Below are 13539 nucleotides of genomic sequence, written 5' to 3'. Positions count from 1 at the left end.
TCGCATGGCTGATCGCACCACTTCGAGCACCACCATCGGCGCCGGCCGCGCAGAGGTCATGGCGGTCATCGCCGACTTCCCCGCCTATCCCGAATGGGCCGGATCGATCAAGCGCGCCGAGGTCGTCAGTACGGGCGCCGACGGGCGGCCCGAGCAGGTGCGGTTCGTCCTCGACGCGGGCGTGATCAACGACACCTACACCCTGGCCTACACCTGGGACGGCGACGACAACGTGCGCTGGCAGGTGGTCGAGCCGGGCAAGATGGTCGGCGACCTGCGCGGAAGTTACCAGCTCGCCGAGACGGGCAGTGGCACCGACGTGACGTACGAGCTCACCGTCGACCTCACGGTGCCCATGATCGGGATGATCAAGCGCAAGGCCGAGAAGGTGATCGTGGACACCGCGCTCAAGGGGCTGAAGAAGCGCGTCGAGGGCCGTACCCGGTGAGCCCCCGGGTCCTGCTCTTCACCGGCAAGGGCGGCGTGGGCAAGACCACCGCCGCCGCCGCGACCGCCACGCTGGCCGCCGAACGCGGGCTCAAGACGCTGATCGTCTCCACCGACACCGCCCACTCGCTGGCCGACGCGCTCGCCGTCGAGCCCGGCGAGATCGCGCCGGGCCTCCACCTGCACCAGGTCGACACGCAGAAGACCCTGGAGCGCCACTGGGGCGACCTGCAGCACTACGCCAGGGGCGTGCTCACCGAGCTCGGCCTCGACGAGATCACCTCCGAGGAGATCACTGTCCTGCCCGGCGCCGAGGAGGTCATCGCCCTGCTCGAACTGCGCGAGCACGCCCGCCACGGCGCCTGGGACGTCATCGTCATCGACTGCGCCCCCACCGCCGAGACGCTGCGGCTGCTGGCCCTGCCCGAGGCGCTCGACTGGCACGTCACCAGGCTCATGCCGGTCGGCCGCAAGCTGGTCAAGGTCGTCTCGCCGTTCATGCGCAGCGTGGCCCGGGTCAGCGCGCCGGGCGACGACGTCATGAACGCCGCCGAGCGGTTCCACCGCGGGCTGATGGAGGTGCGCGAGCTGCTCACCGGCGACAGCGCGTCCGTGCGGCTCGTGCTCACCCCCGAGGCCGTGGTGCTCGCCGAGGCCAGGCGCACCCTCACCTCGCTCAACCTGTACGGCTACCGCGTCGACGCCGTCATCGCCAACCGCGTCTTCCCGGCCGGCGGCGCCGACGAGTGGCGGGCCAACTGGGTGAGCGCCCAGGCCAGGCTGCTGGCCGAGGCCGAGGAGTCGTTCGCGCCGCTGCCCGTCCACACCGTTCCCTACCTGCCCGCCGAGCCGGTCGGCCGGCGCGCGCTGGCCGAGGTGGGCGCCTCCGTCTACGGGGACACCGACCCGTTCGCGGCGCCCGCCGTCGAGCCGCCGCTGCGGCTGAGCGCCGACGAGCTGACGCTCGCCCTCCCAGGGGCCGACCACGACGACGTCGACCTGGCCCGCAAGGGCGACGAGCTCATCATCACCGCCGGCCCGTACCGCAGGATCCTGGCGCTGCCCGCGGCGCTGGCCCGCAGGAAGATCGGCTCCGCCGTGCTCCGCGACGGCGCGCTGAGAATACGGTTCAGTGTGGGGAGCGAATCCGGCTCCGAATGAGTTGAGCAGGATGAGCGAACCATACGCAGGGAGGGCCAGATGACCGAGAACAACGACAGAGACCCCATCGGCACCGTGGCCGACGAGGCGCGCAAGCTGTTCGAGACGATCCAGGGGCGCGCCACGCGCCAGGTCGGCAAGACCGTCTACAACTCCTTCACGGGCGGCGGCGCCCGCAAGGAGCGGGACGTGTGGAGCGAGGCGGTGTCCGAGCCCCACGACGAGTACATCTGCCGCGCCTGCCCGGTGTGCCGGGCGATCGCGGCGCAGCGGGAGTCGGGCTCCGACGTGACCGGCCACCTGGTGGCCGCGGGCGGCGAGCTGTTCGCCGCGGTGCGCGGGGCGTTCGACGCGCTGAGCAGGCCCGCCCCCCGCGGGCCGCGCGACACCCGTGACCGCGACCGCGGCGACGTGGAACACATAGATCTGGGATAGGGAGACACGCGGCATGCTCACGATCGGTGTCGACATCGGCGGTACCAAGGTCGCCGCGGGCGTGGTCGACGACAACGGCGAGATCGTCGAACACACGCTCAGGCCGACCGCGGCCGACCGGCCCGACGTGGTCGCCGACACGGTCGCGGACGTCGTCCGCGAGCTGTCGCAGGGCAGGGACGTCGAGGCGGTAGGCGTCGGCGCGGCCGGGTTCGTCGACGAGACCCGCTCGATCGTGCGCTTCGCCCCCAACCTCGCCTGGCGCGAGGAGCCGCTGCAGAAGAAGATCGGCGACCTGGTCGGCCTGCCCGTCGTGATCGAGAACGACGCCAACGCCATGGCCTGGGGCGAGACCAGGTTCGGCGCCGGGCGCGGCCAGTCCCACGTGGTCTGCCTGACGCTCGGCACCGGCATCGGCGGCGGCATCGTCATCGACGGCGCCCTCTACCGCGGCCGCTGGGGCATGGGCGCCGAGCTCGGCCACATGCAGGTCGTGCCCGACGGACGGGTGTGCGGCTGCGGCAACATCGGCTGCTGGGAGCAGTACGCCAGCGGCCAGGCCCTGGTCAAGGAGGCCAGGGAGATCGCCGCCCGGCAGCCCGACCGCGCCGAGATCCTGCTCGGCCTGGCCGGCGGCCGGATCGAGGGCGAAGAGGTGACCGAGGCCGCCCGGCTGGGCGACAAGGCCTCGCTGGCCGCCTTCCGCAGCCTGGCCGACTGGCTCGGGCAGGGCATGGCCGACCTGGCCGCCGTGCTCGACCCCGGCTGCTTCATCGTCGGCGGCGGCGTCTCCCGGGCCGCCGACCTGTTCCTCGACGAGGCCCGCGAGGTGTTCGCCAGGCAGCTCACCGGACACGGCCACCGGCCGCTCGCCGACATCCGGCTGGCCGAGCTGGGCGCGTCCGCGGGGGTGGTCGGGGCCGCCGACCTGGCCAGGCGGCGCTAGCGCGTGCCGGCCGTGGTTCCCCCGTCCGGCGCGCGGGGCATGCGCGACGGCGTGCTGGTCAGGGTCGCCTCGTACAACGTGCGCAGCATGCGCGACGACGTGCCCGCGCTGCGCCGGGTGCTCGCCGCCATGCGGGCCGACCTGGTGTGCGTCCAGGAGGCGCCGAGGTTCGCCCGGTGGCGGGCCAGGCGCCGGGCCCTGGCCGAGGCCGGCGGGCTGCGCGTGGCCACGCCGGGACGCGCCGGCGGCGTGTGCGTGCTGGCCGGGCCGCGGGCCCGGGTGCTGGAGGCGCGGCTGCACCGGCTCAAGGCGTTCCCCGGCCTGGAACGCCGGGTGCTGGCCGTCGCCGTCGTCGAGATCGGCGGCGCGCGGCTGGCCGTCGGCTCGCTCCACCTCGACCTGCACCTCGCCGCCCGGCTGCGGCACGCGGGCGAGGCCATGTCCCTCATGGAACGGGCGGCCGCCGCGCACGACGCCGCCGTCGTGGTCGGCGCCGACGTCAACGAGCGGGGGCACCAGCCGGCCTGGCGTCTCCTGGCCGCCCGGCTGTCCGACTGCCACGCCGCCGCGCCCGCGGGCGACGGGCTGACCTTCCCCGCCGCGCGGCCCGCCGAGCGCATCGACGCGGTGTTCGCCGCGCGCGAGGCACGCGTCCTGTCCTGCGGGGGAGTGGCGGCCGCGAACGCCGATCTGGCCGGGGCCAGCGACCATCTGCCGGTGCTCGCCGAGTTGCAGGTTGGACTCTGACGGGCGAGCCGCCCGGGCCAGCCCGTAGCATTTGTTCATGACCCGTCGCTCTCAGCGGCGTGCGCTCTCCGTCCTTCTGGCGACGTCCGTGGCCTTGCCGCAGGTCACGCCCGCCGCGCATGCCGAGCCCCGCCCCGCCGCCGAGGCGTGGCAGAAGTCGACGAGCGCGCGCCTCGACGCGGACGGCTCGCTCTCCGACGTGCTCGCCGTCTCGCCGGGCGACGTGTGGGCGGTCGGCCAGCAGGAGATCTGGGACGTCTGGAAGAACCGCGGCACGATCCGCCACTGGAACGGCACCTCCTGGAACGAGGTGGCCGTGCGCGACGCCACCGCCGCGGGCAACCTGCGCGGCCTGGCCGCCGCCGGCGCCTCCGACGTGTGGGCGGTCGGCGACGGCCACGACGGCCTGCCCTACCTGGCCCACGGCGACGTCACCGGCTTCGACCGGGTCCGGCCGCAGGGGCTGCACGCCGGCGACTGGCTGGGCGGCATCGACGCCAAGTCCGGCCGGGTGGTCGCGGTCGGCAGCCGGGAGAAGTCCGGGCTCATCCTCACCGGCCAGGGCAACACCTGGACCGTCCAGGAGACCAAGGAGAAGGGCGCGCTCTACGCGGTCGCCTCGGGCTTCGCCGTCGGTGACACCGGCGGCGCGCCGCTGATCATGCACTACACGTCGGGGGCCTGGAAGTCGATGTCCGTGCCCGCCGTCCCCGGCGGCTACCTGCGCGACATCCAGGTCGACAGCTCCAAGCGGGCGGTGGCCGTCGGCGGGGTCTACCACGGCCCCGGCGAGATCTCGCCGCTCGTGCTCACCTGGAACGGCAAACGCTGGCAGCGCCTGGCGATCCCGGCCACCGGCGCCCGCCTCTACGGCGTCACCGGCGACGGCAAGGGCCGCTACTGGATGACCGGCTACGACCCGGAGCAGGCGGCCCAGCCGTTCGTGATGCGCTGCGAGAAGGACGCCTGCCAGATCATCCGCGGCGCCGCGGAGAAGGGCCGCAGCAGCGTACGCCTCCAGGCGGTGGCCTACCTGGCCGGCAAGGGGGCGCTGTGGGCGGTCGGCCACGCCGTCGACGCGGCCGACCGCTACACCGACGTCGTGGAGTCCTTCGCCCCCCGCACCACCACGGCCAAGTCGTGACGGGCCGGGCTACAGGACGGCGCCGTCGTCCCAGCCGGAGTCGTTGGGCGGGCCGTCGCCCATGCGCACGACCAGCGCCACGAACCCGCCGATGAACGCCGCCACCGCGGTGAACAGCGCCCACCCCTCCATCTGCCAGCTGGCCATCGCCGCCACCAGCAGGTAGGCGGGCCCGCCGAACAGCGCCACCCAGGCGAGCTTGGTGGGCAGGTCGAGCTTGGGCAGCGGCGGCGGGGGAGGCGGCTCGAAGTGCCCCTCGTCCTCGTCGTCGTCGCGGACGGGTTCGTCGCGGTCGTCACGGTCGTCGCGGTCGGGCGCGTCCTGGTCGAGTTCGGGCTCCTCGGACGGTTTGACCACCCTGCGGGTGGGCTCGGCGGGCACGTTCTCGCTGTCCGGCCATGGCTGGTCGGCCGAGTCGCGCTCGGCTGTGTCGTTGAAGGACGCGACGATCTGCCGCCAGACCTCGTCCTCGTCACTCTGGGGCGTCACCTAGATGGGCCTCTCCGCAGCGATCGCGACTTCCCCCTGGGTGCGATCAGTCCCTCTGCAAGGGTACCGAGGCATGTGTCCGGATGAAGTCGAGGCTACCGGCAAAGATCCTGTCGGCATCGTTGTCAAGCGTCGCAACATGGTAGCTGTCCGTGAGCTCCTCGATCGTGGCCTGCGGGACCTTCTGGCGAATGATCGCCACACTCGTCGGTTTCACCACGTGGTCGTCGCGGCTGTGGAAGACCAGCAGCGGCTGGGTGACCTTCGCCAGGTCGGCCTGCACCAGCGACCACAGCCCCGGCAGCGACGCGGCCGCCTTGACGGGCGTGCGGGCGTAGGCCAGCTCGGTCACGCCGGGCTTCTTGACGTCGCCCGCGACGCCGGGCACCGACGGCAGGAACCACTTCAGCAGCGGCGCCAGCCTCAGCAGCGGCACGTCACTGGCGATGGACGGGTTGACCACCACCACGCCCCTGACGGCGTCCCCGTGCACCTCGGCCAGCCGCAGCGCCAGGCAGCCGCCCAGCGACAGGCCCGCCACGAACAGCTCCGAGCAGCGCCCCTGGAGGTCGGCGAACGCCTTCTCCACCTCGGCGTACCAGTCTTCCCAGCGGGTGCGGTTCATCTCCTGCCACGTGGTGCCGTGCCCCGGCTGGCGGGGCAGCGAGACGCTGACCCCATGGCCCGCCAGGTACTCGGCCCAGGGCCGCAGCGACTGCGGCGTGCCGGTGAACCCATGGCACAGCAGCACACCGACCTGACCCGCTCGGTGGTGGTAGGGCTCCGCGCCTGGCATGAGCGGCATAACAGCTCCTTGACGCAATTTCATCCCGGAACTGCCCGATCGTCGCACGTTCAGGGGTGATTGTGCGAGAGCTGGTGTAGTTGCATCTCGCCAGGGATGGGAAGATGACTCTGCTCAATCACGATGTCCTGGGGAAGAGGTGGCCGGGTGTTCTACTGGGTGGTCAAGGCCATCTTGAAGCCGATCCTCATGCTCTTCCGCCCGTGGACGGAGGGCGGGGACAACGTACCCAAGCAGGGTCCCGCGATCCTGGCCGGAAACCACCTCTCCTTCGCCGACCACTTCTTCGGCCCGCTGCAGATCCGCCGCAAGGTGATCTCGCTCGGCAAGGCCGACTACTTCACCGGCACCGGCATCAAGGGCTTCTTCACCCGGCTGTTCTTCAGCGGCGTCGGCACCGTGCCGATCGACCGCTCCGGCGGCAAGGCCAGCGAGGCCGCGCTCCGCACCGGCCTGCGCATCCTGCGCGAGGGCAACGTCCTCGGCATCTACCCCGAGGGCACCCGCTCGCCCGACGGCCGCCTCTACAAGGGCAAGACCGGCGTGGCCCGGCTGGCGCTGGAGTCGCGGGTGCCGGTCATCCCGTGGGCGATGGTCAACACGTACGAGATGATGCCGCCCGGGCGGCTGTTCCCCAAGCTCGGCATCCGGCCGGGCGTCCGGTTCGGCAAGCCGCTCGACTTCTCCCGCTACTACGGCATGGAGGACGACCGGCTGGTCCTGCGCGCGGTCACCGACGAGATCATGTACGCGCTGATGGAGCTGTCCGGCCAGGAGTACGTCGACAAGTACGCCGCCAGCGCCCGGGTCGAGATGGAACGCGCCCGCCGCGCCGCCGCCAAGACCGGCTCCTGAGGGCCTGTCCGTTTTCGCGGTCAGCTCCTGAGGGCCTGTCCGTTCTCCGGCCGGTTCCCGGCGCCTTCGCGGTCAGCTTCTGAGAGCCTGTTCGCTTTTCGTCATCGCGCTGGTCAGTGAGGTCAGCTCCGCGCGGGTGAGCCGGTCGATCAGGTAGTCCCGCACGACCTCGACGTGCCCGGGAGCGACGCGTTCCAGGCAGCGCTCGCCCGCCTCCGTGAGCACCGCCAGCACCCCGCGGTCGTCGGACGGGCACGTGGTGCGCTCCACCAGCCCGGCCTTCTCCAGCTGCGTGATCTGGTACGTCAGCGCGCTCTTCGACACCACCACGCCCCGGGCCAGCTCGGTCATGCGCATCCGGCGCTCGGGGGCGGCCGACAACCGCACCAGGATCTCGTACTGCGGGTGCGTCAGCCCGGCCGCGGCCTTGAGCTGCTCCTCGATGCGCCGTTCGAGCAGGTGGGAGGCCGACAGGAAGGCGCGCCAGGCGGCCATCTCCGTCTCGTCGAGCCAGCGGGTGTCCGTCACGTCCCAAGTGTACTTGTTGTTCAGATTTGAACTACCGGTAGAGTGGTTGTTCAAATCTGAACGACTCCCTTTGGAGGGTCCATGATCGACCAGGCGCGTCCCATCGCCCTGCTGCTGGCCAGGATCGCCGTCGGCGTGATCTTCCTGGTGCACGGCTACCAGAAGTTCGCCGACATGGGCATCGCGGGCACCACGAAGTTCTTCGAGTCCGCGGGCATCCCCCTGGCCGGGGTGGCCGCGCCGGCCGTGGCGGTGCTGGAGGTGGCCGGCGGCATCGCGCTGATCCTCGGCGCCGCGCTGCCGATCGCGGGCACGCTGCTGGCCCTCGACATGATCGGGGCGATCGTGTTCGTCCACGGCTCCAGCGGCTTCGGGGCCGGTGAAGGGGGCTATGAGTTCGTCCTCGCGCTGGCGGCGGCGAGCCTGGCGGTGGGATTCACCGGCGGCGGCGCCCTGGCGCTCGACGCCCTCCTCGGCCGACGCCGCACCACGGCTCCGGCCGCCGCCTAGCGACCCGCCCGTTCCGGCCGCTCAGGACCCCCGCGCGCCCACGCGTGGGGGTCCCTGCGGCCTTGCTGTCGTCCGTACGGCGGCCGGGGGCGTCGGGTGTGCCGGTGACGTCTCGCTGGGGCCTGGGCCTGGGGCGTCAGGTCAGGTGGGCGCGGATCTGCCTGATGTGCTCGGGGGTCGTGCGGCAGCAGCCGCCGATCAGCGACGCCCCGGCGCGCTCCCACTCCTTGGCGGCCAGCCCGTACTCCACCGGGTCGGACAGGCCCAGCCACCGGCGCTGCTCGGCGTCCCACGTCTCGCCCGAGTTGGGGTAGACCACGACGGGCAGGCCGCCGGACAGGCGGGCGACCAGCCCGGGGATGTGCCGCGGCGCCGTGCAGTTGACGCCGACCGCCACCACCTGAGGGTTTCCGGAGAACAGCGCGGCGGCCCGGTCGATCGGGGTGCCGTCGTTGATGCGCTCGGCGTCGCGGCAGGAGAAGCTCACCCACGCCTTGACCCCCGGCGTGGAGGCCAGCAGCCCGGCCAGCGCCCGCGCCTCGGCGTAGGACGGGATGGTCTCGCAGGCCAGCAGGTCGGCGCCGGCGGCGGCCAGGATCTCCCAGCGCGGACGGTGCCAGGCCAGCAGGCCGTCTTCGTCGAGGTCGTAGTCGCCGGTGTACTCGGCGCCGTTGGCCAGATAGGCGCCGTAGGGGCCGACCGAGGCCGCCACCAGGCCGCGACCGGCCTCGTCGCGGGCCTGCCCGGCCAGCTCGACAGACAACCTGATCAGCCGCTCGGCCTCGGACCGGTCGAGCCCGCGCCGCTGGAAGCCGGGGATGGTGGCCTGGTAGCTCGCCGTGGTCGCCACGTCGGCGCCCGCCGCGTAGTAGTCGGCGTGCACCCGCCTGATCAGCTCGGGCTGCTCCAGCAGCAGGCGCGCCGACCAGAGCTCGTCGCGCAGATCCGCGCCGAGCGACTCCAGATGCGTGGACAGGCCGCCGTCCAGGACGAGTGTGCTCACCCGTCCAGAATAGGAGGCCGCGGGGGATGGTGGCACATGGGAATGGCACGCCTTTTCCCGGGGAGGCCTGAATATCGCGGCGGAGATATCGCCGGGCGTGGAATTCATAATGGGTCGTGGGGGCATTCGCGCGCCGGTACGCGGGTGTGCCGGGTCGTTCGCGGCAGCGGGGCCCGTCATGGCGTGCCATCGTTCCCTGGACGCCCGCCGCGGCCCATTACGCCGGGCTCGCAGATGATTAGGCAGCGAAATCAGCAAAGAATCCAGAATCCCCGCCTTTGGTGGAAACGGCGGTTCTGGAAACGGCGCTACCACCAAGTCCGGTGCGGCACGGTTGGACCCGTTAGTGGCCGATGAGCCATTCGCCCCAAGTGTCCGTGAACACGAGCCCCCGCAGATCACCGCCCAGCCCGCCGGGGCACTGCCCGACGCCGCACAGCCGCGCCGCCGGGCCGCGCTGCGGCGTGTTCCCGCGTCGGACCGCTCATGGACGGAGGCGGCAGCGCTGCGGGGTGGTGCAGCGCTGCCGGGGTGTCAGGTGGGCGTCAGCCTCGTTTCCAGAAGGGACGGTGGTGCTTGCCGGGCTCGGGGTCGCCTGGAGCGAGCGGGCCGTCCTTGGGCAGCGGGTCGCCTGGGGCGAGTGGGCCGTCCTTGGGTAGGGGGTCGCCCGGCGCGATGGGATCGTCCGGGAGAGTGGGGTCGGTCGGGGCGTGGTCGGCGGGGGTGCCGGTGAGGGTGGCCAGCGCTTCGACGGCGTGGTCGTGCAGGGCGCGCAGGTCCGTGCCGGGACGTTCGGCCGCCTCCAGGTCGCGGGCCAGCGTCGCCAGCGCCTCGTTCCCGCCCAGGTACGCCGCCAGCGCCGCCAGACGCGAGCCCAGGTCAGCCAGGTACAGCGCGTCCGGTACGCGCATTGCCCTGAGCCGGTCCAGTTCGGCCTTCAGCTGCGGCCTGACCGACTCCAGCCGGTGTGCCGGGCGCGGCGACGACGGAGGCGCGAACTTGGGCGAGGCTCCATGCCCAGGGCCGCCACCGGAGCCGGGTGCGGACGGCGCAGGCCCGGCAGGGCCGCCCGTGAGAGGCGGGGCCGGGAAGGGGGCGTCGGCCGGGGAGGGGCCGCCGAGCGGACTCGGCGCGCCGAAGCCCTGGTCGAGGCTCCGGTCGAAGCCCTGGTCGAAGGACGACGGGGCCGGCGGGGCCGGCGGCATCATCCGGGCGGCACCCGCGGGACGCGCCATCGTCATCGCCTGCGCCACGAACCCCCCGCCCATGGACGGGTTCGGCGGCAGCTCCCACCCGCTGGGCGGCTCGACCGGCTGGATCACCCGGTGCTCGGGCGCGCCCTCCGCGACCTGCCTCGTGTCGATCGCCACGTACGCCGTGAACCTGCACAGAACGCCGTTCTCCAGCGAGACCTCGACGATCCGCGACTCCAGGCCGTGCTCGCCCATGGCGTACCGGTCCTCCAGCTCGCGCAGGTGGGCGCGGGCCCAGACGGCGCGGAGGGCCGGACTGCCGGTGGTCACCCCCGTGACCCGCTCCTCCCACGGCCCCCCGGCCGACGTGCCGCGCACGGTGACGGCCTCGCCGCCCTCGCGGCACCGTCCGTACACCCGGAGCGGGACCCCGGGGAAGATCGAGCCGAGGTGGGTCACGGTGCCGGGCTCGGTCTCCAGCCCCTTCAGGGACAGGTCCGTCACCAGCGGCGCGCCGATCCTGCGGTGGATCTGCTCCATCGCCGCGTCGAGCCGGTCCTCGGACTCGACCAGCTCGCACCGGCCGGCGCCCAGCCCGGCGAGCCGGCCGAGGAAGCCGGCGTTCACCGCCCGGTCGATGCCGACCGTGTGCACCCGCATCGCCGACAGCGCGCCGCCGGCCTGCTCCAGGATCTGGTCCTCGTTGCCCACCTGGCCGTCGGTGACCAGCACCACCACCCGCTCCCTGTCGCCGGGCGCGCCGAGGAGGGCGGTGGCGCGGCGCAGCGGTTCGAGCAGCTCGGTGCCGCCGCGCGCGTCGACCCGCGCCAGGTGCTCGACCGCGCGGTACCGGTTGCGGTCGGACGCCTCCACCAGCCCCTCGAACGCCGCCTCGACCACCGAGTCGAACGTCAGCACGTTGAAGCGGTCGTGCGCGGTCAGCGTGTCGACGATGCGCGCCGCCGCCCGCCGCGCCGCGACCATCTTCCAGCCGCCCATGCTGCCCGAACGGTCGAGCACCAGCACCACGTCCCGCGGCGCGCGGGCGGCCTGGAGGGCGGGCGGGACGACGGTGAGCGCGAACGTCCCCCGCCCGTCGAACTGCAGGGACGTGGACGCCTCGAACGACAGCCGCAAAATGAAGTCACGGTCGAGGCGCTCGCCCGGACGCAGGCGCACGGTGTGGCCGTCCTCCTCGACCACGTGCAGGCTGGAGGCCACCTCACGCAGGTCGAGCCCGGAGGCGTCGACGCGGGCGGTGAGTGAGAGCCGTACGGGGTTGGGGAAGCCGGGCAGCAGCACCGGCGGCGTGATCCTCGACGCGTCGGGGACGGCGTCGGTGTCCGGCGCCACGCCGGAGCCCGCCGGGTCGCCGTCGAGCGGGGTGCCCGGGACGTACCGCGGGGCCACGACGAGCGGGAACCGGAAGGTCGCCGCGCCGTCCTCGTAGGGGAGGGGCTGGCTCATGGTCAGCCTGATCGAGACGCGTTCGCCGGGCAGGATGTTGCCCACCCTGATGGTGAAGACGTCGGGCCGGTCCTCCTCGGCGATGGCCGCCCGCCTGCCCTCGCGCAGCGCCTGGTCGTAGTCGGCCCTGGCCTGGCCGCGCTCCTTCAGCACGCCCTCCACGACCCGGTCGTCGGCCTCCATCCTGAAGGCCGTCACCGCCGCCCGGTCGGGCAGCGGGAAGACGTAGGTCGCCTCCAGCGTGACGTCGAACGGGTTGCGGAACCCCTGCTCGACCTCCACCCCGGCGACGAGCCCGGCGATGTCGGCGTGCACGTCCACGCTGTCCAGCGGCAGGTTGCCGCGCTCGGTCAGCAGCGCGCCGAACCCGGCCTCCGGCACCGGCAGGCACCGTGCGGGCTCCAGCGAAGTGATCTTCACAGCAGTCTCCTCTCTACGAGCACCGCGAGCAGCGGCCCAGCCGCCGCCAGCACCGCCTGAACGTCGTCCTCGGACGGAGGCCGCCCCCCGTCCCACACAATGCGCACCCCGTCCGCGAGCACGACCCCCGCGGCCGGCCCGCCCCCGGCACGCCCCGCTTCGGCGTCGGCGGGGCGTTCGCTCCCGGCCGGGGCGCGGCGGACCGGCCGCTCGGCCCAGAACCTTTCACGCCCCGGCTCGCCGCCGCCGCCTCCGGCCCGCCCGCCCGGAGGGCGCCGCGCCGCGCGCGCCTGGCCGTCGAAGGTCCCGTTCGCCTCGCCGCCGGACGTCACGTTCGTCGTCGTGGCGACGACGGACGTGGGCCCCGCCGAGCGCGGGCTGTCCGGCGGAGAACCAGGGACCGCCCGCCCGTCGCCCGCGGACGGCACGTCGGCGAGCCCGGCGGCCGCCGCCAGCGTGGCGTTCGTCGCGCCGGCCAGCGCCGTCTGGATCTCGGCGATCGAGTGCCCCGCCGCCTGCATGCGCTTGACCGCCACCAGTTGCAGCAGGTGCCGCCGGCCGTAGCGGGCGATCCTGCCGCGCCGGGTCAGGGGCGGGTCCACGAGGCCGATGGTGGTGTACCACCTGATCAGGCGTTCCCCGGGCACGTCGCGGACCCGGCCGTTGACCGGCTGGGCGCCCGCGCGCAGCGCCCGCGCCGCGTGCTCGGCCAGCTCGCCGATGGTCCAGGTGTCGCTCATACCTCCATAATGACACTGTCACTATTACACTGTCAACGATCGAAAGATCGGAAGAATCCAGCCCCGGATGACGTTCTAAACAGGCATAAGCACCACTGAAGGGGAGGAAATACGACATGGCTACGATCACCGGTCCGCTCTCGGGTGAAGCCAAGAACACTGTCGCCGAAGCCCTGCAGGACGCCCTGGTCGATCTGATCGATCTGTCGCTGATCGCCAAGCAGGCGCACTGGAACCTTGTCGGCGCCCATTTCCGCCCGATTCACCTCCAGCTCGACGAGCTGACCGACCTGGCCCGTGCCCACATGGACACCATCGCCGAACGGGCGGTCGCGCTCGGCGTGAACCCCGACGGGCGCTCGGCGACCGTCGCCAAGTCCACCAAGCTCCAGCAGCCCGAGCGCGGCTGGCTGGAGGACGGCAAGGTGGTGGCGACGATCACCGACATCCTCGACGGCATCAGCAAGCGCATGTACGAGCGCATCCGCGCCACCGACGAGGCCGACCCGGTCAGCCAGGACCTGCTCATCGCCGTGACGCAGGACATCGACAAGCAGCACTGGATGTTCCAGGCCCAGCGCTGACCGCGCGCGGCCGCCGGCCGCATCACCCGAAAAGCCCGGGCACGCCCACAGTGCCCGGGCTTTCG

The 13539-nt window shown here is 72.8% G+C and carries 15 protein-coding genes; 9 read left to right on the top strand and 6 right to left on the bottom strand.

The genetic code is table 11. From position 1 onward, the window contains the following. The first annotated feature begins 4 nt into the window (after nt 1-4). From ACIBK9_RS30250 to ACIBK9_RS30225, 6 genes are read left to right on the top strand one after another with little or no spacing between them, the layout of a single operon-like run. Nucleotides 5-448: an SRPBCC family protein gene (locus tag ACIBK9_RS30250; protein ID WP_352353271.1), complete on the top strand. Its 444-nt coding sequence runs from the start codon at nt 5-7 to the stop codon at nt 446-448. After that, nucleotides 445-1608 (top strand): ArsA family ATPase, encoded by a 1164-nt coding sequence (locus tag ACIBK9_RS30245; RefSeq protein WP_358294108.1) that lies wholly within the window; start codon nt 445-447, stop codon nt 1606-1608. The genes ACIBK9_RS30250 and ACIBK9_RS30245 overlap by 4 nt, the downstream gene beginning before the upstream one ends. Nucleotides 1609-1647: 39 nt before the next feature. Further along, nucleotides 1648-2043 (top strand): DUF5304 family protein, encoded by a 396-nt coding sequence (locus ACIBK9_RS30240; protein ID WP_357967786.1) that lies wholly within the window; start codon nt 1648-1650, stop codon nt 2041-2043. Between the two features lie 13 nt (nt 2044-2056). Next, entirely contained in the window at nt 2057-2989 is a 933-nt protein-coding gene (locus ACIBK9_RS30235) for an ROK family glucokinase (RefSeq protein ID WP_364331702.1), read from the top strand. Between the two features lie 12 nt (nt 2990-3001). Next, nucleotides 3002-3736, top strand: a complete 735-nt coding sequence (locus tag ACIBK9_RS30230; RefSeq protein WP_397162219.1) for an endonuclease/exonuclease/phosphatase family protein — start codon at nt 3002-3004, stop codon at nt 3734-3736. A gap of 37 nt (nt 3737-3773) precedes the next feature. After that, entirely contained in the window at nt 3774-4880 is a 1107-nt protein-coding gene (locus tag ACIBK9_RS30225) for a hypothetical protein (protein WP_397162218.1), read from the top strand. A gap of 9 nt (nt 4881-4889) precedes the next feature. On the opposite strand, the gene ACIBK9_RS30220 is transcribed toward ACIBK9_RS30225, so the two are convergent. After that, nucleotides 4890-5369, bottom strand: coding sequence for a hypothetical protein (locus tag ACIBK9_RS30220; protein WP_397162217.1), 480 nt, complete (start codon nt 5367-5369; stop codon nt 4890-4892). Between the two features lie 46 nt (nt 5370-5415). Continuing rightward, nucleotides 5416-6174, bottom strand: coding sequence for an alpha/beta hydrolase (locus ACIBK9_RS30215; RefSeq protein WP_387666207.1), 759 nt, complete (start codon nt 6172-6174; stop codon nt 5416-5418). Nucleotides 6175-6321: 147 nt separating this feature from the next. On the opposite strand from ACIBK9_RS30215, the gene ACIBK9_RS30210 reads away from it, so the two are divergent. Further along, entirely contained in the window at nt 6322-7029 is a 708-nt protein-coding gene (locus ACIBK9_RS30210) for a lysophospholipid acyltransferase family protein (protein WP_387666209.1), read from the top strand. Nucleotides 7030-7101: 72 nt separating this feature from the next. Here the strand turns inward: ACIBK9_RS30210 and ACIBK9_RS30205 are convergent, their stop codons facing one another. Continuing rightward, nucleotides 7102-7557, bottom strand: a complete 456-nt coding sequence (locus ACIBK9_RS30205) for a MarR family transcriptional regulator (protein ID WP_364331689.1) — start codon at nt 7555-7557, stop codon at nt 7102-7104. A gap of 81 nt (nt 7558-7638) precedes the next feature. Here ACIBK9_RS30205 and ACIBK9_RS30200 point away from each other — a divergent pair, with 81 nt between their 5' ends. Continuing rightward, a complete protein-coding gene (locus ACIBK9_RS30200) occupies nt 7639-8067 on the top strand; it encodes a DoxX family protein (RefSeq protein ID WP_397162216.1) in 429 nt (142 codons plus the stop codon). 136 nt (nt 8068-8203) lie between these two features. Here ACIBK9_RS30200 and mmuM read toward each other — a convergent pair whose 3' ends face one another. From mmuM to ACIBK9_RS30185, 3 genes are all read right to left on the bottom strand, one after another. After that, complete coding sequence (gene mmuM / locus ACIBK9_RS30195) at nt 8204-9070, bottom strand: homocysteine S-methyltransferase (protein ID WP_352353249.1); 867 nt, start codon at nt 9068-9070, stop codon at nt 8204-8206. Between the two features lie 545 nt (nt 9071-9615). Next, nucleotides 9616-12150 (bottom strand): VIT domain-containing protein, encoded by a 2535-nt coding sequence (locus tag ACIBK9_RS30190; protein ID WP_397162215.1) that lies wholly within the window; start codon nt 12148-12150, stop codon nt 9616-9618. After that, nucleotides 12147-12890, bottom strand: a complete 744-nt coding sequence (locus ACIBK9_RS30185) for a helix-turn-helix domain-containing protein (RefSeq protein WP_397162214.1) — start codon at nt 12888-12890, stop codon at nt 12147-12149. The genes ACIBK9_RS30190 and ACIBK9_RS30185 overlap by 4 nt, the downstream gene beginning before the upstream one ends. A gap of 116 nt (nt 12891-13006) precedes the next feature. Between ACIBK9_RS30185 and ACIBK9_RS30180 the strand changes: the two genes are divergently transcribed. Continuing rightward, the gene (locus tag ACIBK9_RS30180) at nt 13007-13474 is read left to right on the top strand and encodes a Dps family protein (RefSeq protein ID WP_387666223.1); all 468 of its coding nucleotides are present in this window, start codon (nt 13007-13009) and stop codon (nt 13472-13474) included. The last annotated feature ends 65 nt before the right edge of the window (nt 13475-13539 follow it).

It is taken from the genome of Nonomuraea sp. NPDC050227 (genome assembly GCF_044459705.1).
In the GTDB taxonomy this organism is placed as follows: Bacteria; Actinomycetota; Actinomycetes; order Streptosporangiales; family Streptosporangiaceae; genus Nonomuraea.
Note: the sequence above shows the minus strand (reverse complement) of the source record. Positions and strands in the feature narration are given on the sequence as shown.